This window comes from Pseudomonas sp. MDT1-16 (assembly GCF_054898115.1).
Genome location: NZ_CM142717.1, coordinates 2,263,194 through 2,284,335, shown reverse-complemented (window position 1 = coordinate 2,284,335; position 21,142 = coordinate 2,263,194). Strand labels below are relative to the sequence as shown.

Annotated in this window: 17 protein-coding genes; 6 read left to right on the top strand and 11 right to left on the bottom strand. The window is 59.0% G+C overall.

Annotated features, from left to right (window positions below; genetic code table 11):
• Window positions 1-290 precede the first annotated feature (290 nt).
• The 4 genes from nirB to cobA are packed head-to-tail and all read left to right on the top strand — an operon-like array spanning window position 291 to window position 6,565.
• On the top strand, window positions 291-2,759 hold the full coding sequence (gene nirB, locus ACYZT3_RS10245; protein ID WP_282378732.1) for a nitrite reductase large subunit NirB: 2,469 nt from the start codon (window positions 291-293) through the stop codon (window positions 2,757-2,759).
• Window positions 2,756-3,073: a nitrite reductase small subunit NirD gene (gene nirD, locus ACYZT3_RS10240; RefSeq protein ID WP_282378730.1), complete on the top strand. Its 318-nt coding sequence runs from the start codon at window positions 2,756-2,758 to the stop codon at window positions 3,071-3,073. Before nirB ends, nirD begins: the two co-directional genes overlap by 4 nt.
• Window positions 3,073-5,790, top strand: coding sequence for a nitrate reductase (locus ACYZT3_RS10235; protein ID WP_462032014.1), 2,718 nt, complete (start codon window positions 3,073-3,075; stop codon window positions 5,788-5,790). Before nirD ends, ACYZT3_RS10235 begins: the two co-directional genes overlap by 1 nt.
• Before the next feature lie 10 nt (window positions 5,791-5,800).
• The gene (gene cobA / locus ACYZT3_RS10230) at window positions 5,801-6,565 is read left to right on the top strand and encodes a uroporphyrinogen-III C-methyltransferase (RefSeq protein WP_462032013.1); all 765 of its coding nucleotides are present in this window, start codon (window positions 5,801-5,803) and stop codon (window positions 6,563-6,565) included.
• Window positions 6,566-6,650: 85 nt separating this feature from the next.
• Here the strand turns inward: cobA and ACYZT3_RS10225 are convergent, their stop codons facing one another.
• The 8 genes from ACYZT3_RS10225 to ppsA form a co-directional block, all read right to left on the bottom strand.
• Window positions 6,651-7,685, bottom strand: a complete 1,035-nt coding sequence (locus ACYZT3_RS10225; RefSeq protein WP_282378717.1) for an OmpA family protein — start codon at window positions 7,683-7,685, stop codon at window positions 6,651-6,653.
• A 107-nt stretch (window positions 7,686-7,792) separates the two neighbouring features.
• Window positions 7,793-8,383, bottom strand: a complete 591-nt coding sequence (gene sigX, locus ACYZT3_RS10220; RefSeq protein ID WP_282378716.1) for an RNA polymerase sigma factor SigX — start codon at window positions 8,381-8,383, stop codon at window positions 7,793-7,795.
• An 86-nt stretch (window positions 8,384-8,469) separates the two neighbouring features.
• Entirely contained in the window at window positions 8,470-9,294 is an 825-nt protein-coding gene (locus ACYZT3_RS10215) for a mechanosensitive ion channel family protein (RefSeq protein ID WP_008027407.1), read from the bottom strand.
• 2 nt (window positions 9,295-9,296) lie between these two features.
• Complete coding sequence (locus ACYZT3_RS10210; RefSeq protein ID WP_045060997.1) at window positions 9,297-9,545, bottom strand: hypothetical protein; 249 nt, start codon at window positions 9,543-9,545, stop codon at window positions 9,297-9,299.
• A 63-nt stretch (window positions 9,546-9,608) separates the two neighbouring features.
• On the bottom strand, window positions 9,609-10,604 hold the full coding sequence (locus tag ACYZT3_RS10205; protein ID WP_282378708.1) for a zinc transporter ZntB: 996 nt from the start codon (window positions 10,602-10,604) through the stop codon (window positions 9,609-9,611).
• A gap of 27 nt (window positions 10,605-10,631) precedes the next feature.
• Entirely contained in the window at window positions 10,632-11,123 is a 492-nt protein-coding gene (rraA, locus tag ACYZT3_RS10200) for a ribonuclease E activity regulator RraA (RefSeq protein ID WP_282378706.1), read from the bottom strand.
• 121 nt (window positions 11,124-11,244) lie between these two features.
• On the bottom strand, window positions 11,245-12,234 hold the full coding sequence (locus ACYZT3_RS10195; protein ID WP_462032012.1) for an alpha/beta fold hydrolase: 990 nt from the start codon (window positions 12,232-12,234) through the stop codon (window positions 11,245-11,247).
• 91 nt (window positions 12,235-12,325) lie between these two features.
• Entirely contained in the window at window positions 12,326-14,701 is a 2,376-nt protein-coding gene (gene ppsA / locus ACYZT3_RS10190; RefSeq protein WP_282378702.1) for a phosphoenolpyruvate synthase, read from the bottom strand.
• Between the two features lie 174 nt (window positions 14,702-14,875).
• On the opposite strand from ppsA, the gene ppsR reads away from it, so the two are divergent.
• Window positions 14,876-15,694: a posphoenolpyruvate synthetase regulatory kinase/phosphorylase PpsR gene (gene ppsR, locus ACYZT3_RS10185; RefSeq protein WP_131062994.1), complete on the top strand. Its 819-nt coding sequence runs from the start codon at window positions 14,876-14,878 to the stop codon at window positions 15,692-15,694.
• Window positions 15,695-15,789: 95 nt separating this feature from the next.
• On the opposite strand, the gene ACYZT3_RS10180 is transcribed toward ppsR, so the two are convergent.
• Window positions 15,790-17,199: an aminotransferase-like domain-containing protein gene (locus ACYZT3_RS10180; protein ID WP_462032011.1), complete on the bottom strand. Its 1,410-nt coding sequence runs from the start codon at window positions 17,197-17,199 to the stop codon at window positions 15,790-15,792.
• A gap of 137 nt (window positions 17,200-17,336) precedes the next feature.
• Between ACYZT3_RS10180 and ACYZT3_RS10175 the strand changes: the two genes are divergently transcribed.
• Window positions 17,337-18,248 (top strand): DMT family transporter, encoded by a 912-nt coding sequence (locus ACYZT3_RS10175; protein ID WP_462032358.1) that lies wholly within the window; start codon window positions 17,337-17,339, stop codon window positions 18,246-18,248.
• Window positions 18,249-18,250: 2 nt separating this feature from the next.
• Here ACYZT3_RS10175 and prpD read toward each other — a convergent pair whose 3' ends face one another.
• Window positions 18,251-19,735, bottom strand: a complete 1,485-nt coding sequence (gene prpD, locus ACYZT3_RS10170; RefSeq protein WP_462032010.1) for a 2-methylcitrate dehydratase — start codon at window positions 19,733-19,735, stop codon at window positions 18,251-18,253.
• A gap of 191 nt (window positions 19,736-19,926) precedes the next feature.
• The gene (gene prpF, locus ACYZT3_RS10165) at window positions 19,927-21,117 is read right to left on the bottom strand and encodes a 2-methylaconitate cis-trans isomerase PrpF (protein WP_462032009.1); all 1,191 of its coding nucleotides are present in this window, start codon (window positions 21,115-21,117) and stop codon (window positions 19,927-19,929) included.
• Between the last annotated feature and the right edge of the window lie 25 nt (window positions 21,118-21,142).

Here is a 21,142-nt window from a genome sequence, read left to right as displayed (position 1 = left end):
GCAACGTGCATTGATTCGGTGCAAAAACATCCCAATCAAATACCGAGACCGCGACCAACCCCAGTAAACCCTGGCATCTGAGGAACTTGGCACAACCACTGCATTACCTCTCTCATCAACTATAAAGCCCAGCCTTCAACGACGAAGGATGCGCTTCCCGAGAGAACGGGACCAGGACAAAGGCGTCCTCGCTAGGCAACTAGCGGGACGCCTTTTTTTGTTTGCGCAAAATGTGTCGAGCAAGACCTGAAAGCCCTGATGAGGCGGGTCTGAGCTCCCCGGAGAACCTGATGAAAAAACTAAAACTGGTGATGATCGGCAACGGCATGGCCGGGGTTCGTACCCTGGAAGAGCTGCTCAAGCTGAGCAATGAGCTGTACGACATCACGGTCTTCGGCGCCGAACCCCATACCAACTACAACCGCATCCTGCTGTCGCCCGTGCTGGCCGGTGAACAGACCTTTGAAGACATCGTGCTGAACGATCTGGACTGGTACCTGGACAACAACATCAAGCTGATGTTGAACCGCAAAGTGGTGGAGATCGATCGGGTCAAACGCCGGGTCATCGCCGAAGACGGCAGCGAGGCCGAATACGATCGCCTGCTGATCGCCACCGGTTCGACCCCGTTCATCCTGCCGATCTCCGGCAACACCTTGCACGGCGTGATCGGCTACCGCGACATCGCCGATACCCAGGCAATGATCGACACCGCGAAAACCCACAAGCACGCCGTTGTGATCGGTGGCGGCCTGCTCGGCCTGGAAGCCGCCAACGGCCTGATGCTGCGCGGCATGCACGTCACTGTGGTGCACATCGGTGAGTGGCTGCTGGAACGGCAACTGGACAAAACCAGCGGCCAGTTGCTGCAAACCGCCCTGGAAGCCCGCGGCCTGCATTTTCGTCTTTGCGAGCAAACCCAGGCCCTGCACGATGCCGGCAATGGCCGGGTCGGTTCGGTTGAGTTCAAGAATGGCGACATCATCCCCGCCGATCTGGTGGTGATGGCCGCCGGCATTCGCCCCAACACCGAACTCGCGGAAAAATCCGGCATCCCTTGCAACCGCGGGATTCTGGTCAACGACACCCTGCAAACCTACGACCCACGCATCTATGCCATCGGCGAATGCGCCAGCCACCGCGGCATCGCCTACGGCCTGGTGGCGCCGCTGTTCGAACAGGCCAAGGTCTGCGCCAACCACCTCGCCCAACTGGGCTTCGCCACCTACAAGGGCTCGGTGACGTCGACCAAATTAAAAGTCACCGGCATCGACCTGTTCTCCGCCGGCGACTTCATGGGCGGCGAAGGCACCGAAACCATCACCCTCTCCGACCCGATCGGCGGGGTCTACAAAAAACTGGTGATCAAGGATGACGTGCTGGTCGGGGCCTGTCTGTACGGCGATACGGCGGACGGTGGCTGGTATTTCCGGCAGATCCGTGAGAATCACGACATCGCGCAGATCCGCGATCACCTGATGTTCGGCGGCTCTTCATCCATGGAGCTGGCTCTCGGCGACGTAGGACATCAAGGCCAGGACAAAGCCATGAGCATGGCCGACACCGCCGAAGTCTGCGGCTGCAACGGCGTGTGCAAAGGCACCATCGTCAAGGCGATTCAGGAACACGGATTATTCAGCGTCGACGACATCAAGAAACACACCAAGGCGGCCAGCTCCTGCGGTTCCTGCGCAGGGTTGGTGGAACAGATTCTGATCAACACCGTGGGCGGCGCGGCGGACGTCAAACCGAAAAGCGAAAAAGCCATCTGCGGTTGCAGCGACCTCAACCACGGGCACATTCGTCAGGCCATCCGCGAGCAGCATTTGCTGACCATCGCTGGCACTCTGAGCTACCTGAACTGGCGCACTCCGAACGGCTGCGCCACGTGCCGCCCGGCGCTCAACTATTACCTGATTTCCACCTGGCCCGGCGAAGCCAAGGACGACCCGCAATCGCGCCTGATCAACGAACGGGCCCACGCCAACATTCAGAAAGACGGCACTTACTCTGTAGTCCCACGGATGTGGGGCGGTGTGACCAATCCCTCGGAGCTGCGGCGCATTGCCGACGTGGCCGACAAATACAACGTGCCAATGGTCAAGGTTACCGGCGGCCAGCGTATCGATTTGCTGGGGATCAAGAAGCAGGACCTGCCGGGCGTCTGGAAGGATCTCGACATGCCATCCGGCCACGCTTACGGCAAATCCATCCGCACCGTGAAGACGTGCGTCGGCAGTGAGTTCTGCCGCTTCGGCACCCAGAACTCCACGCAACTGGGCATCGAGCTTGAGCACGACCTGTTCAACATGTGGTCGCCGCACAAAGTGAAACTGGCCGTCTCCGGTTGCCCACGCAACTGTTCGGAAGCGGGCATCAAGGACGTCGGAATTATCGGCGTGGATTCCGGCTGGGAGATGTACATCGGCGGCAACGGCGGGATCAAAACCGAAGTCGCGGAATTCTTCGTCAAGCTCAAAACCGCCGAAGAAGTGCGCGAGTATAACGGCGCCTTCCTGCAGCTCTATCGCGAAGAAGCCTTCTACCTCGAGCGCACCGTGCATTACCTGCAACGGGTCGGCATGGAGCACATCAAGAAAGCCGTGCTGGAAGACCCGGAGCGACGCAAGGCACTCAACGATCGCCTGCAATTCTCTCTGTCTTTCGAACAGGATCCGTGGAGGGAACGCCTGGAGCAGCCGCTGCTGAAAAAAGAATTCGACGTCATCGCGGTGAAGAACCTGGAGGTGCCGGCATGAACTGGCTGGATATCTGCGCACTGGAAGAAATCAATGCCCTCGGCTCCCGGATCATCGCGGGCCCGACAGGTGACATCGCGATTTTTCGTACAAGCGACGATGAGGTTTTCGCACTCGACGACCGCTGCCCGCACAAGGGCGGTCCGCTGTCCCAGGGTTTGATCTACGGTAAACGGGTCGCCTGCCCGCTGCATAATTGGCAGATCGATCTGGAAACCGGCGAAGCACAGGCTCCGGACATCGGTTGCGCTCACCACCATTGCGCACGGGTCGAGAATGGCCGGGTGCTGCTGGCTCTGCGGGAAGCAAGCTGATGAACAGTCAGATCACCGCTTCCACCTGCTGCTACTGCGGGGTCGGCTGCGGCGTGCTGATCGAGCATGACGGCGAGCGCATTCTCGGCGTCAGCGGCGATCCGGCGCACCCGGCCAACTTCGGCAAACTGTGCAGCAAAGGCTCTACATTGCACCTGACCGGCGACCTGACGGCTCGGGCGCTATACCCCGAACTGCGCCTCGGCAAAGGCTTGGCCCGCAGCCGCACCGATTGGGACACCGCCCTTGATCACGCCGCCAGCGTTTTTGCCGAGACCATCGCCGAACACGGCCCGGACAGCGTGGCGTTCTACATCTCCGGGCAATTGCTGACCGAGGATTACTACGCGTTCAACAAACTGGCACGAGCGCTGGTGGGCACCAACAACATCGACAGCAATTCGCGCCTGTGCATGTCTTCGGCAGTGGTCGGCTACAAGCGCAGCCTGGGTGCCGACGCACCGCCGTGCAACTACGAAGACCTGGAGCTGAGCGACTGCGTGATGATCGTCGGCAGCAACATGGCCTACGCCCACCCGATACTTTTCCGTCGGCTGGAGGAAGCGAAATCCCGTCGGCCGCAGATGAAAGTCATCGTCATCGACCCGCGTCGTACCGACACCTGCGATTTGGCTGACCTGCACCTGGCCATTCTGCCGGGTACCGATGTCGCGTTGTTCCATGGGATTTTGCACCTGCTGTTGTGGGAAGACTGGGTCGACCGGGACTTCATCAAGGCCCACACCGAAGGCTTGGCCGAGCTGAAAAACCTGGTGCGCGATTACACGCCGCAGATGGTTTCGCAGCTCTGTGGGATCAGCGTCGAGCAACTGCAGCAATGCGCCAAATGGGTCGGCACCTCGAAGAGTTTTCTGTCGCTATGGTGCATGGGGCTGAACCAGTCCACCGCCGGCAGCGCAAAGAACAGCGCACTGATCAACCTGCACCTGGCCACCGGGCAAATCGGCCGCCCCGGTGCAGGGCCTTTCTCCCTGACCGGTCAGCCGAATGCCATGGGTGGCCGCGAAACCGGCAGCTTGTCGAACCTGCTGCCAGGCCATCGCGAAGCCGCCAATGCTGAACATCGCGCGGAAGTGGCAGCCTATTGGGGCGTTGAACAACTCCCCGAGAAGACCGGGCTAACCGCCATTGAACTGTTCGAGCAGGTGCGTAGCGGGAAAATCAAGGCGCTATGGATCGCTTGCACCAACCCCGCGCAGTCAATGCCGGATCAAACCGCCGTGCGCGCGGCACTGCAAGCCTGTCCGTTCGTGGTGTTGCAGGAAGCTTTCCGCACCACCGAAACCGCAGCGTTCGCTGATCTACTGTTGCCGGCCGCCAGTTGGGGCGAAAAGGACGGCACGGTGACGAACTCCGAGCGGCGCATTTCCCACGTTCGTCGAGCCATCGTCGCACCGGGCGAAGCCCGCTCCGACTGGGCGATCACCGTAGATTTCGCACAACGCCTGGAACAACATCTGCGTCCGGGGCAAACCAGCCTGTTTACCTTTGAAACGCCGGCGCACGTCTTCGATGAGTACAAACAACTGACCCGCGGGCGTGATCTGGACTTGTCCGGCATCAGTCACGCGCTGATCGACCGCCTCGGCCCTCAGCAATGGCCCTTCCCCACGGGCGCCCGTGAAGGCACGGCTCGGCTGTACCTGGACGGGATTTTCCCGACTGCCAGTGGACGTGCGCAATTCGTGGCCGACCCGTATCGCGCCGCCAAGGAACAACGCGATGCGCACTTCCCGCTGACCCTGATCACTGGCCGCCTGCGGGATCAATGGCACGGCATGAGCCGCACCGGCACCGCCGCGCAGCTATTCGGCCACGTCAGCGAAGCAGTGTTGAGTCTGCACCCGGAAGAACTGCGTCGGCATCGGCTGCAAACGGGCGACCTGGTCAGCCTGAAAAGTCGCCGTGGCGCGGTGATTGTCGCCGTCGGCAGCGACGACAGCGTGCGCCCGGGCCAGGCCTTTCTCCCCATGCATTGGGGTGACCGCTTCCTCAAGGGTGGCGTAAATGCACTCACCCAACCGGCTTTCGACCCGCTGTCGAAACAACCCGAACTCAAGCACAGCGGCGTGCGCCTCGAACCTGTGCAACTGCCGTGGAACCTTTTCGCCCTGGTCGAGGACGATGTTCAACAGCATTTTGAGACGCTACGACCGCTCTGTGAGGCGTTTTCCTACGTAAGCCTCAGCTTGGCTGGCCGTGAACGCCCCGCGCTGCTGATACGCGCTGCGAGCACCGGCGCACCAGATCCGCAACTGCTGCGTGATATCGATCAATGCCTGGGGCTCAACGACGGCCCGGTTTTGGCTTACGACGACCCACGGCGCTCCATCGGCAAACGCGTGCGGATCGAGAACGGTCGGATCACCGCGATTCGTCTGGCCGGCGAAACCCTCGCCCAACACTGGCTGCAAAGCCTGTGGCTCGAAGGTCGCGCGGATGAACAACTGCGGCGCTGGCTGCTGGCCCCGCTGAGCGCACCACCGGGCAACGCCAATACACCGGCCGTCGATCACAAAACCCTGTGCAACTGCAAAAACGTCAGCCAGAGCGCGGTCTGTGCGGGCATTAGCCGCGGCCTGGATCTGCAGGGTCTGAAACAAGAATTGGGCTGCGGCACGCAATGCGGTTCCTGCGTCCCGGAAATCAAGCGTTTGCTGGCCGCCACAGCGCAGCCGATCGCCGTCATCTCGTGAGGAAAACACTATGAGCGCAAAAGTCTGGCTGGTGGGTGCGGGCCCCGGGGATCCGGAATTGTTGACCCTCAAGGCTGTGCGAGCGTTGAGAGAAGCGGATGTGGTGCTGATCGATGATCTGGTCAACGACGCAGTGCTCGAGCATTGCCCGCAGGCGCGGATCATTCCCGTGGGCAAGCGCGGCGGCTGTCGCTCTACGCCTCAGGCGTTCATTCATCGCCTGATGCTGCGTTATACCCGCCACGGTCAATGCGTGGTGCGGCTCAAGGGCGGTGATCCGTGCATTTTCGGCCGTGGCGGTGAAGAGGCACAGTGGCTGCGTGAACGCGGCGTCGAGGTTGAGCTGGTCAACGGCATCACAGCCGGGCTTGCCGGCGCAACGCAATGCGATATTCCCTTGACCCTGCGGGGCGTCGCGCGTGGCGTGACGCTGGTCACCGCCCACACTCAGGATGGCAGCAGCTTGAACTGGCAAGCCCTGGCGCAAGGTGGCACGACGCTGGTGGTGTATATGGGTGTCGCAAAACTGAGCGAGATTCGTGAGCAGCTGCTGGCCGGCGGAATGGCGGCGGATACACCGGTGGCGATGATTGAAAATGCTTCCCTGCCACACCAACGGGACTGTCGGAGCGATCTGACAGCGATGGAAGACGATGCCTACGCCTTTGAGTTGAAGAGTCCGGCAATCCTGGTCATCGGCGCGGTCGCGGCCTGCGCAGAAGTATCCCTGTCGGTATCTGATTTTCCCGCGAATGCAGTCAATCAGTCAGCCTGACTCGCCCTGCTTCAACCCTGCCCTCACCAAATCGCAGACAAAGAAAAGCCCGGCCTAAGCCGGGCTTTTCAGAGCTGCGAGCTAATTACTTAGCGTTAGTTTCTACCTGCGCTTCTACGCGACGGTTTACAGCGCGACCAGCGTCAGTTTTGTTGTCAGCAACTGGGCGGGATTCGCCGTAGCCAACAGACTGAACGCGAGTCGATTCAACACCGTACTGGTTGGTCAGAACTTGCTTAACGGCGTTTGCACGACGCTCGGACAGTTTCTGGTTGTAAGCGTCAGGACCGACGGAGTCAGTGTGACCTTCAACAGTAGTGCTGGTGGATGGGTACTGCTTCATGAAGTCAGCGAGGTTTTTGATGTCGCCGTAGCTGTTAGGCTTGACTACCGACTTGTCGAAGTCGAATTTCACATCCAGCTCAACACGAACAACTTCAGCAACTGCTGGGCAGCCATCAGCGTCAACAGTTACGTTGGCTGGGGTGTCCGGGCACTTGTCAACGTTGTCGCATACGCCATCGTTGTCGCTGTCGGCGCAAACTTCAGCTGGTGCAGGAACTGGCGCAGCAGCAGGCTTGGAGCCGCCACCGAAGTTCACACCGATACCGACGCTTGGAGCCCACTCGGTGTCGCCCTGGTCGATGTTGTACTGAGCTTCAACGCCGGCACGGGCGTAGAAGTTGTCGGTGAAGTACAGCTTGGCACCGCCGCCAACGTTGGCGAAGGTGGAACCGTTACGACCGCTTTTGCCGTTCTGGCCGATGCTTTGATCGGAGAAGCCAGCCGATACGTACGGACGCAGCATGTCGCCCGGGTTGTTGAAGTGGTACAGAGCGTCCAGAGCGGTGTTGGAGCCCTTGATGTTACGGCCGTCTTCGGCACGTGCATTGTGCACTTCGTCGTAAGCCAGACGCAGTTCAACGTCGTCGGTCAGGAAGTAACCAACAGAACCACCGAACAGGTTGCCGTTGTTCTTGAAGTTACGAGCGCTGTCGAATTGTTCTTTCTTTGCGAAGCCTTCGATTTCAACTGCGCCTTGGCCTTGTGCCAGAGCGCCGAACGAAGTGGCGGCAATCAAAGAACCAATGGCCAAGCCCAAGGTGTTTTTCAGTTTCATCCGTTAAATCCCCATCTGGTGATTGTGAAGCAGTCCCGCAAACCGGGGGACAACTCGGCGGCAAGTCTATCAGAACTTGCCTACACGTAAGAGATATTTGCGCCGAACTAAGTTTCAGCAATGCCTGCAAATTTCTCACGCAATTTATCTAGAGCACGTTTGTATCGCATTTTTGTCGCACTCAAACCCATGTGCATGATGTCTGCGATCTCCTGAAACTCCAGCTCTGCGACAAATCGTAGCACCAGAATTTCACGGTCAATCGGGTTCACATACACCAACCAGCGATCAAGTCCACCCGTTTCCTCAGGTTTCGGCGCCTTTTCTTCAGACGCTTCCTCGAGGGGGTCCAGACTCAAAGCATCCATCAAGCGACGCTTTCGCCGTTCTTTCCGATACTGCGTGATGCATTCGTTGTACGTGATGCTATATAGCCACGTCTTGAACTTCGATTTACCTTCGAAGTTCTTCAGGCCGTACAGCACCTTCAACATCACTTCCTGACAGACATCGTCTGCATCACGATCGTTCCCAAGATATCGCGCACAGACGTTAAATAATGTTCGCTGGTAACGCCGCATCAGTTCTTCATAGGCGCGCGTTACGTGAAACAGCTCGGTATGCGAGCGCGCGACCAACTCCTCATCAGAGAGCTCGCGGGGGTCGTAGCGCGTGGACAGCGATTGAGCTTTATTCAAAACAAGTCGGGCCGACAGTCAGGTCAATGTCCGCCGCGCCCTTTCAGGGCACTTTGCGGCGGCATACATTAGCAGGGTTTGCCGGATTAGCGGCTACTCACATGCTGCTCCAGGAGGATCCGATTGGAGAGAGAGACTAGCTCACCCTCATCGGTCAGCAATGTGGTTTTAACCGTGCCGATCTCTTCGATCTGGCCTTCGACCTCGCCAACACGCACTTGTTGCCCAACCTGATATAACTCACGCACATAGATTCCCGCAAGAATCTGACCGGCAATTTCCCGGCTTCCCAACCCCATGGCCAGCGCAACCGCCAGACCAACGGTAATCAATACGATCACAATCACATGGTTGAGCAGGTCAGTCTTGACCTCCAACTGGCTGATTGCGACCGAAATACTGATGATAATCACCAGGCCCTGAGCAATTCGCCCCAGACCCGCAGCGTAATCCAGTCCTACGCCCTCTGCCGCCCCACGCACCAGCCCATTGGCCAGTTGCGCGAGCAGTACACCCACCAGCAGCACCAGCGCGGCGCCGAATACTTTCGGCAAATACAGCGCAAGCATGTCAAGCGTAGCCGAAACTCGCTCAAGTCCAAGGGATTCTGCGGCAGAAACCAGAAAAATCAGCAGAACGAACCAATAGACGATCTTGCCGATCAACGTCGAGATCGGCACTTGAAGGCCGGCCCGGGACAGCAATTTAGTCAGACCCGTGCCACCCATCAGGCGATCAAGGCCCAGCTTGGCGAGCAACTTGGACAACAAAGTATCCAAAAGTTTCGCCACGACGAAACCCAACAGCAGCACAACCAGTGCGCCGAACAGGTTCGGGATGAAATTTGCAACCTTGGTCCATAACGCAGTCATGGCAGTGACGAGGCTCTGAGTCCAGAGATCAAGTTCCATATTCAATCAGCCTTATCAGCAGTGCGAACGGTAGGTTTACGGTGGCGGGATACCGGCGAGACGTGGGCCGAGCCGTTGTTAAGGGCAATCATCAGCGCGGGCAGCCAACGGCCCAGCAGACTGAACAGATCACCGGCGCCGACCTGACGGTTGGCGGTTTTCAGTACACGCCCCAGGCACGCATCGTCGTCCCGGGTGGACGGTGATGCCTTGAGCATGTCACGCAAAGACTGTTCAAACGGATCGTGCATACGCACCTCTCGTGATGTCTGTGAAAGACGCGATCAAATTTGGTCGGGTCACATGACTCACCCTCAGACCCAGCGCAAACGTCGGAATAACCACCACTGACCCAGTGCCACCGAGACCATCATCAGGCAGGCAATCGGGAAGCCATAAGGGCTTGCGGAGAACGGAATCCCGCCGACGTTGATACCCAAGAGACCGGCCAGAAAACTCATTGGCAAAAAGATCCCGGTGATGATCCCGAAGCGGTACATCGTGCGGTTCATGCGCACGCTCAAACGTCTATCTTCGGCCTCGAGGACCAACCCCACCCGCTCCCGGGTCAATTCAAGCTCCTCGAGATACCGGGTCAGGCTGTTGTTCAATTCGTTCCAGTAGTCACCGTCATCTTCGACGAACCAAGGCAGTTTTATTCGTGTCAGCTGACCAAAAATATCCCGCTGCGGCGCAAGAAATCGTTTCAGTGCGGCAGCCCTGCGACGGATCTGCAGAACGGCTCCGTGCTCGGGTGTATACCGTTCGTCGGCATCCAGCTTTTCTTCTTCCTCATCGACCACTTCCGAGAGGCAACTCACCAGATCCTGCACCTTGTTGGTGAGGTATTGCGCCATATAAAGGATGAGTTCTGACGCAGTTTTCGGTCCTTTACCTTCGGCGATTTGCACCAGCAATTCATCGGTGGCGCGCAACGGACGCAAACGCAGAGAAATAACCCGCTGGGCCGACGCAAAAATCCGCACCGAGACCATGTCTTCCGGCTCGGCGCCCGGGTTCAGATTGACCCCACGCAAAAATAGCAGCAGTTCGCTGTCCGAAAGCTGTACAAGACGCGGCCGGGTGTTTTCTTCAAGCAACAGGTCACAGCTGAACTCACTCAGACCGCTGGATTTACGCAGCCAGGTCTGGGTTTGCGGGTGACTTCGATCCCAGTGCAGCCACAGGCTTTCATGGGCCTGCAGCTGCAAGTCATCGAGTTCAGTCCGGGCTATCGAACGCGCACCGCCTTTACCGTCCAGCACCAGGGCATGCACCAGCCCCCACTGCGCGTTTTCTTCCTCGAACATCCTCACCCCTTTGTTAGTAAAGCGCTTTTATTCAGGCATCTTCAGCGGGCTAGGCGAGATGATCACGCCGTTATTGTCCGCATAGATGTAGTGACCTGGATGGAAGGTCACGCCAGCAAAGGTCACCGCAATGTTGATATCGCCGAGCCCACGCCTGTCGGATTTCCTCGGGTGGCTGGCAAGGGCCTGAACGCCCAGATCGGTTTGCGCGATGATATCGACGTCACGGATGCAACCGTAGATCACCAGCCCTTCCCAACCGTTTTTCGCGGCTTTTTCGGCCAGCATGTCGCCCAGCAACGCATGACGCAGGGAACCACCGCCATCGACCACCAGCACCTTGCCATTACCCTTGAGCTCGACCTGCTCCTTGACCCGCGAGTTGTCTTCGAAGCACTTGATGGTCACGATTTCGCCGCCGAAGGAATCTCGACCGCCGAAATTGCTGAACATCGGTTCCAGCACCTGCACCAGTTCCGGATAGGCGTCGCACAGGTCAGGCGTGAGGTAATGGTTCATCGAGAAACTCCTGTAAAGAGGAAGACAATCGAGTGTGTCGCAAAGTGACCAGAAAAGCTCAATGCGTCATATCTTAGCCGCAAGCCGAACGGAGCGAAATGCCCTTGTTAGAGCATCCAGCTTAGATCGCCGCCGCCAGATCCGGTTCTTCACCGAGCAATGGCGTCTGCTGATCTACCAACCAGCGCGCCACCAACGGCCAGACTTCAGCCTGGGCGGCTTTGCTGACAAGCATTTGCACATGACCGAAATTATCACCGAAGCCCTGCTCGCGACCCAGGTTGATAAATTGCTTTTGCTCGGAACCGATCTGATCGAACAGTTTACGGCAAGCCCACGTCGGGTCCTGATGATCGCTGGCTGCACTTACCGCCAGTATCGGCACCTGAACATCAGCCAGACCGGCCCACCAATCCTTGTCGGCATCGCCGAAGCGCCCGAACAGGCCATACCAGCGCATGCTTTCCAGGGCCAGGCCAATTGGCTCGTCCTCCGGGCCGCGCTTGAGCCGCGAACCGGACAACTGGGCAAAGCGTTTAAGAATGAAGCGCCCGCTCCACTCCACCGGTGGAATCTTCAACGGCCAGTAGGTGCGGCTGACTTGTGTACCAAAAAATGCCGCGGAAGCCACGACCGGCTCGCCGATGTACTTGCCACCCAGCGCCGCCGCCAGCGTAATCCCGCCCAGCGAATGACCGATCCAGTGCGGGACCTGGCCGCTCTGCTCACGCACGAACGCGCCAATGGCCGGCAGATCGTAACGAGCGTAGTCGGCGACGCGGTTCTTGCGGTAGTTCTGGTTGCGCTGGGACAGGCCATGACCGCGCATTTCCGGAATCCATACATCGAATCCCAGACGCGTCAGATAGGCGCCCAGACCCAGGCCTTTTGGGGAAAACCAGAACCGGCGATTGGAAAAGCTGCCGTGCAACAGGATCACCGGCACGCCACGCACCGCAGGCTCGTCGGCCATACCGAGTCGTGTCACAGCCAGTTCGACGGTGCCATCAGGGCTGTTGCCGGGTTTCAGACGATAGACGTCTTCGCTCAGATCGCCGCGCCGCTCGGCGCTGATCAGGGCGACAGGAAATAGGTTGCTGCTGCTTTGCATAATGCTCTTGCACAAAAAAGGGCGGCGTCCAGAGGAGCCCGCCCTACTTGATTCTTAAAACCTCGGCCACTTGACCGAGGCTTCATTCACATCAGGCCGGAGCTTGACCTTCAGCCAGGAAGAACCAGGTTTCCAGTACGGAATCGGGGTTCAACGAAACGCTTTCGATGCCCTGTTCCATCAGCCATTTGGCCAGATCAGGGTGGTCCGAAGGGCCCTGACCGCAAATGCCGATGTACTTGCCAGCCTTGTTACACGCCTGAATCGCGTTGGCCAACAGCTTCTTGACCGCCGGATTACGCTCGTCGAACAGGTGAGCGATGATCCCGGAGTCACGGTCCAGACCCAGTGTCAGCTGAGTCAGGTCGTTGGAGCCGATGGAGAAACCGTCGAAGAACTCGAGGAACTCTTCAGCCAGAATCGCGTTGGACGGCAGTTCGCACATCATGATAATGCGCAGGCCGTTTTCGCCGCGCTTCAGACCGTTCTCCGCCAACAGGTCGATGACCTGGCTGGCTTCGCCCAGGGTACGGACGAATGGCACCATGATTTCGACGTTGGTCAGGCCCATCTCGTTGCGCACGCGCTTGAGGGCACGGCATTCGAGTTCGAAGCAGTCACGGAACGCTTCGCTGATGTAACGCGAGGCACCACGGAAGCCCAGCATCGGGTTTTCTTCTTCCGGCTCGTAGAGCTTGCCACCGATCAGGTTCGCGTATTCGTTGGACTTGAAGTCCGACAAACGCACGATGACCTTTTTCGGCGTGAACGCAGCGGCCAGGGTGCTGATGCCTTCAACCAGCTTCTCAACATAGAAACCGACCGGATCGTCGTAGCCGGCAATGCGCTTGTCGACGCTGTCTTTGATTTCCTGCGGCAGCCCGGCGTAGTTCAGCAGCGCCTTGGGGTGAACACCGATCATGCGGTTGATGATGAACTCCAGACGGGCCAGGCCCACACCGGCGTTCGGCAGTTGCGCGAAGTCGAAGGCGCGGTCCGGGTTGCCGACGTTCATCATGATCTTGAACGGCAGATCAGGCATGGCGTCCACGGAGTTTTTCTTGATGTCGAAGCCCAGTTCGCCTTCGAAGATGTAACCGGTGTCGCCTTCAGCGCAGGAAACGGTCACGCCCTGACCGTCTTTCAACAGCTGGGTGGCGTTGCCGCAACCGACCACGGCAGGGATACCCAGCTCGCGAGCGATGATCGCCGCGTGGCAGGTACGACCGCCACGGTTGGTGACGATGGCGCTGGCGCGTTTCATGACCGGTTCCCAGTCCGGGTCGGTCATGTCGGAGACCAGAACGTCGCCGGGCTGGACTTTGTCCATCTCGGACACGTCCTTGATGATCCGCACCTTGCCGGCGCCGATGCGCTGGCCAATGGCGCGACCTTCAACCAGCACGGTGCCGGTTTCTTTCAACAGGTAGCGTTCCATGACGTTGGCCGAGGTACGGCTCTTCACGGTTTCAGGACGGGCCTGAACAATGTAGAGCTTGCCGTCGTCGCCGTCTTTGGCCCATTCGATGTCCATCGGGCACTTGTAGTGCTTCTCGATGATCATCGCTTGCTTGGCCAGTTCGCTGACTTCGGCGTCGCTCAGGCAGAAACGTGCGCGATCAGCCTTGTCCACGTCGATGGTCTTGACCGATTTACCGGCCGTGGCGATTTCGCCGTAGATCATCTTGATGGCTTTGCTGCCCAGGTTGCGACGCAGGATGGCCGGACGACCGGCTGCCAGCGTGCCTTTGTGGACGTAGAACTCATCGGGGTTCACCGCGCCTTGTACGACGGTTTCACCCAGGCCGTAGGCGCCGGTGATGAACACCACGTCACGGAAGCCCGACTCGGTATCGAGGGTGAACATCACGCCGGCGGTGCCGGTTTCGGAGCGGACCATGCGCTGCACGCCAGCCGACAGGGCCACCAGCTTGTGGTCGAAGCCCTGGTGCACGCGATAGGAAATGGCGCGGTCGTTAAACAGGGAAGCGAACACCTCTTTGGCGGCGCGAATAACGTTTTCGACACCACGGATGTTCAGGAAGGTTTCCTGCTGACCGGCGAAGGAAGCGTCCGGCAGGTCTTCGGCGGTAGCGGAAGAGCGCACGGCCACGGCCATGTCAGGGTTGCCGGCCGACAGCGTAGCGAACGCAGTACGGATCTCGGCGTTGAGCTTCTCGGGGAATTCGGCTTCCATGATCCATTGGCGGATCTGGGCGCCGGTCTTGGCCAGGGCGTTGACATCATCGACGTCCAGGGCGTCGAGGGCGGCATGGATCTGATCGTTCAGGCCGCTCAGTTCCAGAAAATCACGATAAGCCTGAGCTGTCGTGGCGAAGCCACCGGGCACCGATACACCGGCACCTGCAAGGTTACTGATCATCTCGCCGAGGGATGCGTTCTTGCCCCCCACGTGCTCTACATCATGGACGCCGAGCTTATCGAGGGAAACTACGTACTCTACCAAGGTGATCTCTCCACTAACTGTGTTGGAAAAGCTCAGAAGCCGGCTGCTACAGGGAGCGTTTGCCAGCTGTATGGCCTGGACCTGGAAAATAAGTGAGAATGCGGGCCACTGGCGGCCGGCAAATCGCGCCTACTATATCCAAGATTCGTCACTAGCTTAAGGCCCAAGGTGCAAATGAAACGATCTGCTTTCTTTATTTCCGACGGCACCGGCATCACAGCCGAGACCCTCGGCCAAAGCCTCCTGGCGCAGTTCGAAAACATTACCTTCAGCAAATTCACGCGGCCCTACATCGACAACGTGGATAAAGCGCGGGCCATGGTACAACAAATCAACAAAGCCGCCGAAAACGACGGCTTTCGGCCGATCATCTTCGACACCATTGTCAATCAGGACATCCGTGAGATCCTCGCAACGTCCAATGGTTTCATGATCGACATTTTCTCGACCTTTCTGGCGCCGCTTGAACAGGAACTGACCGAGCATTCTTCCTACACCGTCGGCAAATCCCACTCGATTGGCAGCAACTCCAATTACATGGAGCGGATCGAGGCGGTGAACTTCGCCCTCGACAACGACGACGGTGCGCGCACGCATTATTACGACAAGGCGGACCTGATCCTAGTGGGCGTGTCGCGTTGTGGTAAGACGCCGACGTGCCTGTACATGGCCATGCAATTTGGCATCCGTGCGGCCAACTATCCGCTGACCGAAGACGACATGGAGCGCCTGCAACTGCCAGGCACCCTGCGTGCCCACCAGCACAAACTGTTCGGCCTGACCATCGACCCGGACCGCCTCACCGCGATCCGCAACGAGCGCAAGCCCAACAGCCGCTATTCGAGCTACGCCCAGTGCGAATTCGAAGTGCGCGAGGTGGAAAATCTGTTCCGCCGCGAGAACATTCCGCACATCAATTCCACGCATTTTTCGGTGGAAGAGATTTCGGCGAAGATCCTGGTGGAGAAAGGCGTGGAGCGGCGATTCAAGTAGTTCTTTAGCGCCTGTTACACCGCTTTCGCGGGCAAGCCTCGCTCCTACAAGGGCACCTACATCCTGTAGAAGCGAGGCTTGCCCGCGAAGAACGATTACTCGGTCTCCCTGAGTGCCCCCGCCAGCGCTTCAAACCCTCGCAGCAACAACCGATCATCCCCCGCCGAATGACAAACACTTGCCCGAACAAACTGCGGCACTGCCCCATGCCCGACCGCAAACGCCTCGGCGGTGGCGACCAGATAACTATTCTCCTTGAGCTCCGCTGCAATCTGCGACGCCCGCCAAGGCTCAGGCACTTCAATCCAGAAGTGCGGACTATGGGGATGGGTTTTGTACGCCAAACCCTCCAGCAGCCCACTGACCAACGCCTTGCGTCGACTGATCTCAACAATCTGCTGGCCCAGCAACTGCTTGGCAATCTCGTTTTCTATCCACAGACTAGCCACTTCCAGCGACAGCGGGCTGGCCATCCAGCACGTCCCGCGCACCGCTGCGCTCAAACGTCCGATCAACGGTTGCGGCGCATGCAGGTAACCGACCCGCAAACCTGCCGATACGGCCTTGCTCAAACTGCCGATCAGCACCGAGCGCTCCGGGGCGAAATGACTGAGCGGTAACGGGCGCTGTTGCGCCAGCACGGCATGGGCTTCGTCTTCGAAGATCAGCAAATTGTGCTGACGACACAGCTCAGCAATCGCCTCGCGTCGTGCGACGGACATCACTGCAGCCGTAGGATTCTGGATCGTCGGCGTGCAATACAGTGCTGAGACACGATGGTTGCGGCAAACCTCCTCCAGGGCATCGGGCATGAGTCCTTCATCATCCATCCCGACGCCGATGAGTTTTATCCCGAGCTGGCGTGCGACGCTGATCAGCCCCGGGTAGGTCAGGTGCTCCGTCACCAACGTATCGCCCGCCTTGAGCAACCCCATCAAGGCACACAACAGACCGTGCTGGCCGCCGTTCACGCAAACGATCTGCTCGGCGCTCGGGACAAATTCTTGATGGCTGAGCCATTTCGCGCCCGCCGCACGATAGCGTTGCAAACCGACATCGGCGGTGTAGCCGCTGATGTGTTGCAACGCCTCAGGATCTAGGGACAACGCTTGCAGGCTCTGACTCAAAAACAGCGCTTCCTGCCCAGGAATCGGTTGATTGCGGCTCATGTCGAAAAACGGTTGCGGTTCATCGCTGACATTGCGAAAGCCACTGTCCCGCGGTCGTTCCATCCCGCGCTGACGCACATACGTGCCATCTCCTACGCGAGCGACTACCAAACCCACACGTTCGAGTTCCCCGTAAGCACGGCTGATGGTGCCGATGGTCACTTGGAGGCTGTCGGCCAACAGTCGATGAGGCGGCAATTTGCAGCCGGGCTCGATCAGCCCCTCGGCAATGCCTTTTTCGACAGCCTCAGCAAGGCGTTTGTATTTCACACCCAGACCGTTGGCGAGGCCGTCGCGCAGGATTGACACCATGGCAATACTTGTTTTGACAGTCATTACAGTCCCGAATAGCGTGCTTAAAACAGGTTCAATCATGGATAAACCTTTTGCAGATGAAGGTCAATTCCGACAACAACAGGAACTCGATCATGTCCATTGCCGTCAGTGCACCTTCAAGTACTGCAACCCCCCGGCTGGCCGCCCTGGTCACCAGCGTGTTGTTCCTGATCGTTTGCTTGAGCTGGGGCACGACGTGGCTCGGGATCAAGATTGCAGTTGAAAGTGTGCCGCCACTCACTGCCGCCGGACTGCGGTTCCTGATCGCCTTTCCATTGTTCCTCAGCTTTGCCCTGCTGCGCCGCGAACCGCTGCTGTTTCCGAGGGGAAGCCGCGGGTTCTTTGTCTTCGTCACGCTGTCGTACTTCAGCCTGCCGTACTACTTGCTCAACTACGGCGAGATGCACGTTTCGTCGGGTCTGACGGCGCTGCTGTTCAGCTGCATGCCGGTGTTCATCCTGATGTTTTCCGCGCTGTTTCTGCGGGAGAAAATCTACCCCTCACAACTGCTCGGCATCGCCATCGGGTTCGGCTCGCTGTTCATGATTATCCGCAGTCAGGGGCTGCATCTTGACCACGCAGAGTTGTTCGGGGTGCTGGCGATTCTCTGTGCCGCCGTGATGCATGCACTGTGTTACGTGGTGACCAAGAAACACGCCAGCGCGATCAGCGTGATTACCTACAACACCCTGCCGATCGGCATCGCCGGATTGATGCTGTTCAGCGCGGGATTGGCTGTCGAAGCCCCGGTGTTCGACGCCATCACCGCGCGGTCGTGGAGCGCCCTGTTCTATCTGGGGCTGGTGGCGTCGGTGGGCGGGTTTATCGTTTACTTCCTGCTGCTCAAGCGACTGAGCCCGATCATTCTGTCGTTTGTGTTCATCATTTTTCCGGTGTTCGCGGTGATCATTGGTGCCTGGTATGAGAGGCAGAGTCTTTCGCCGGAGCTGATGGTTTACTCGGCGGTTCTGCTGACAGGGTTTGCCATTACCAAGTTGCCGGTGGAGAAGTGGCTGGCGCCCGCCCTCGGACATACGCCAGCGCCGTAGGCTCAGATCACAAACAAATCCACAAACCGATTCACCGGTGTCGCCTCAAGCGCCGCCTGGTCCTTGCACAACGCAAAAATCTCAGCGCTGCGCTGGGCGTTGAAGCGGGTCGCCAGGTTGGCCTTGAACTTGTCCTCCAGTAACGGAATGCCGTCGCTGCGGCGACGGCGATGGCCGATCGGGTACTCCACCAACACGTTTTCGGTGCTGGAGCCGTCCTTGAAGAACACCTGTATCGCATTGGCAATCGAGCGCTTATCGGCCTCCAGGTATTCGCGGGTGTAGCGCGGGTCTTCGACGATGACCATTTTTTCGCGCAGCACGTCGATGATCGGATGCGCCGCGTGGAAGTCGTCCTCGTACTGCTCGGCCACCAGATTACCGAACGCCAGCGGCACGGCAGTCATGTACTGAAGGCAATGGTCACGGTCCGCGGCGTTGGCCAGCGGGCCGACCTTGGAGATGATGCGGATCGCTGATTCGTGGGTGGTGATGACGATTTTGTCGATTTCGTGCAGGCGATTTCTGACCTGCGGGTGCAGGGTGACAGCGGCTTCGCAAGCGGTTTGTGCGTGGAATTCGGCCGGAAAGCTGATCTTGAACAGCACGTTTTCCATCACGTAACTGCCGTACGGCCGGGAGAAGCTGAACGCGCGTTTATCTTGCGGCTTGAGCGCCAGATCGTTGTTGGTGTGGCTGAACAGCACGTCGTAGAAGCCCCACTGTTTGGCGGTCAGCACGCCGGGGATGCCCATCTCACCACGCATCGCAATGTCCGCCAGCCGCACGCCGCGACTGGACGCATCGCCTGCCGCCCAGGATTTACGCGATCCGGCATTCGGCGCATGACGGTAAGTGCGCAGCGCCTGACCGTCGGCGAAGGCATGGGACAACGCGGACAACAACTGCTCGCGATTGGCGCCCATCAGCTTGGCGGTGACGGCGGTCGAGGCGACTTTCACCAGGATGACGTGATCGAGGCCCACGCGATTGAAGGAGTTTTCCAGCGCGATCACGCCCTGGATCTCGTGGGCCATGATCATGGCTTCGAGTACCACGCGAACGGTCAGTGGCGCCTCGCCATTGGCCAGGCGTTTTTGCGACAGGTGATCGGCCACCGCAAGAATGCCACCGAGATTATCGGACGGATGCCCCCACTCGGCCGCGAGCCAGGTGTCGTTGTAGTCGAGCCAGCGGACGATGCAACCGATGTCCCACGCCGCTTTGACGGGATCGAGACGGTAAGGGGTGCCGGGGACGCGAGCGCCGAACGGAACGACGGTGCCTTCGACGATCGGGCCAAGATGTTTGGTGCATTCGGGGAAACGCAGGGCCAGGAGACCGCAGCCGAGGGTGTCCATCAGGCAGTTGCGGGCAGTGTCCAACGCTTCTTGGGATTCGATTTTGAAGGTCAGGACGTAATCGGCGATGTCTTGCAGGACCGTGTCGTAGTCGGGGCGGTTGTTCAGGTCGACGTTGGCGCTCATGTTCGATTCACTCTTGAAGTGGTTCGTTGATGGGACCTCGGTTCAGGGGCAATCTCAGTCGGTTACAAGATTCTTATTGTTGAAATGCGGTCCTGTAGGAGCCAGCGGTGCGGCGATCCGACTTGCCGGCGAAGGCGATCTTGAGGACGCCTTCGCCGGCAAGCCGTGCTCCTACAGGGGATAGGTGTCAGTCAGAAAGAATCACCCGGCACACGAACAAACCCTTCCATCAACACCCGCGCACTGCGGCTCATGATGGCCTTGTTCACGGTCCACTCACCGTTCACCTGGCTGGCTTCAGCACCCACGCGCAAGGTGCCGGACGGATGCCCAAAGCGCACAGCATTGCGTTCGATGCCGCCCGCCGCAAGATTCACCAATGTGCCGGAAATCGCCGCCGCCGTACCGATCGCCACCGCCGCCGTGCCCATCATCGCGTGATGCAACTTGCCCATGGACAACGCGCGCACCAGCAGGTCGACATCATCCGCCGCAATCGCCTTGCCACTGGAGGCAACGTAGTCCGCTGGCTTGGCAACAAAGGCAACCTTGGGCGTGTGCTGGCGCTTGGCCGCTTCGTCCAGATCCTTGATCAAGCCCATGCGCAACGCGCCGTAAGCCCGAATGGTTTCGAACATCGCCAACGCTTTCGGATCGCTATTGATCGCGCCCTGCAGCTCGGTACCGGTGTAACCAATGTCTTCGGCGTTGACGAAAATCGTCGGGATGCCGGCATTGATCATGGTCGCCTTGAAGGTCCCGACACCCGGCACCTCCAGGTCATCCACCAGGTTGCCGGTAGGGAACATCGAACCACCGCCGCCCTCTTCTTCCGCTGCCGGGTCCATGAATTCGACCTGCACTTCCGCGGCCGGGAAGGTCACGCCATCGAGTTCGAAATCGCCGGTTTCCTGTACTTCACTATTGGTGATCGGTACGTGGGCGATGATGGTCTTGCCGATGTTGACCTGCCACACGCGAACCACCGCAATGCCGTTCTGCGGGATGCGGCTGGCGTCCACCAGGCCGTTGCTGATGGCGAACGAACCCACCGCTGCCGACAGGTTGCCGCAGTTACCGCTCCAGTCGACGAAGGGCTTGTCGATGGAGACCTGACCGAACAGGTAATCGACGTCGTGATCGGCCTTGATACTTTTCGACAGGATCACGGTTTTGCTGGTGCTGGAGGTCGCACCGCCCATGCCGTCGATTTGCTTGTCGTACGGGTCGGGGCTGCCGATCACCCGCAGCAACAAGGCATCGCGAGCCGGGCCGGGAATCTGTGCCGCTTCGGGCAGGTCCTTCAAGCTGAAGAACACGCCTTTGCTGGTGCCGCCACGCATGTAGGTGGCGGGGATTTTGATTTGAGGTACGTGAGCCATGTCATTCCTCTATTGGCCGCCAGGG

Coding starts and splice junctions, on each gene's coding strand:
- nirB (WP_282378732.1), top strand. CDS start 291: ATGAAAAAACTAAAACTGGTGATGATCGGCAACGGCATGGCCGGGGTT.
- nirD (WP_282378730.1), top strand. CDS start 2,756: ATGAACTGGCTGGATATCTGCGCACTGGAAGAAATCAATGCCCTCGGC.
- ACYZT3_RS10235 (WP_462032014.1), top strand. CDS start 3,073: ATGAACAGTCAGATCACCGCTTCCACCTGCTGCTACTGCGGGGTCGGC.
- cobA (WP_462032013.1), top strand. CDS start 5,801: ATGAGCGCAAAAGTCTGGCTGGTGGGTGCGGGCCCCGGGGATCCGGAA.
- ACYZT3_RS10225 (WP_282378717.1), bottom strand. CDS start 7,685: ATGAAACTGAAAAACACCTTGGGCTTGGCCATTGGTTCTTTGATTGCC.
- ACYZT3_RS10215 (WP_008027407.1), bottom strand. CDS start 9,294: ATGGAACTTGATCTCTGGACTCAGAGCCTCGTCACTGCCATGACTGCG.
- ACYZT3_RS10210 (WP_045060997.1), bottom strand. CDS start 9,545: ATGCACGATCCGTTTGAACAGTCTTTGCGTGACATGCTCAAGGCATCA.
- ACYZT3_RS10205 (WP_282378708.1), bottom strand. CDS start 10,604: ATGTTCGAGGAAGAAAACGCGCAGTGGGGGCTGGTGCATGCCCTGGTG.
- rraA (WP_282378706.1), bottom strand. CDS start 11,123: ATGAACCATTACCTCACGCCTGACCTGTGCGACGCCTATCCGGAACTG.
- ACYZT3_RS10195 (WP_462032012.1), bottom strand. CDS start 12,234: ATGCAAAGCAGCAGCAACCTATTTCCTGTCGCCCTGATCAGCGCCGAG.
- ppsR (WP_131062994.1), top strand. CDS start 14,876: ATGAAACGATCTGCTTTCTTTATTTCCGACGGCACCGGCATCACAGCC.
- ACYZT3_RS10180 (WP_462032011.1), bottom strand. CDS start 17,199: ATGACTGTCAAAACAAGTATTGCCATGGTGTCAATCCTGCGCGACGGC.
- prpD (WP_462032010.1), bottom strand. CDS start 19,735: ATGAGCGCCAACGTCGACCTGAACAACCGCCCCGACTACGACACGGTC.
- prpF (WP_462032009.1), bottom strand. CDS start 21,117: ATGGCTCACGTACCTCAAATCAAAATCCCCGCCACCTACATGCGTGGC.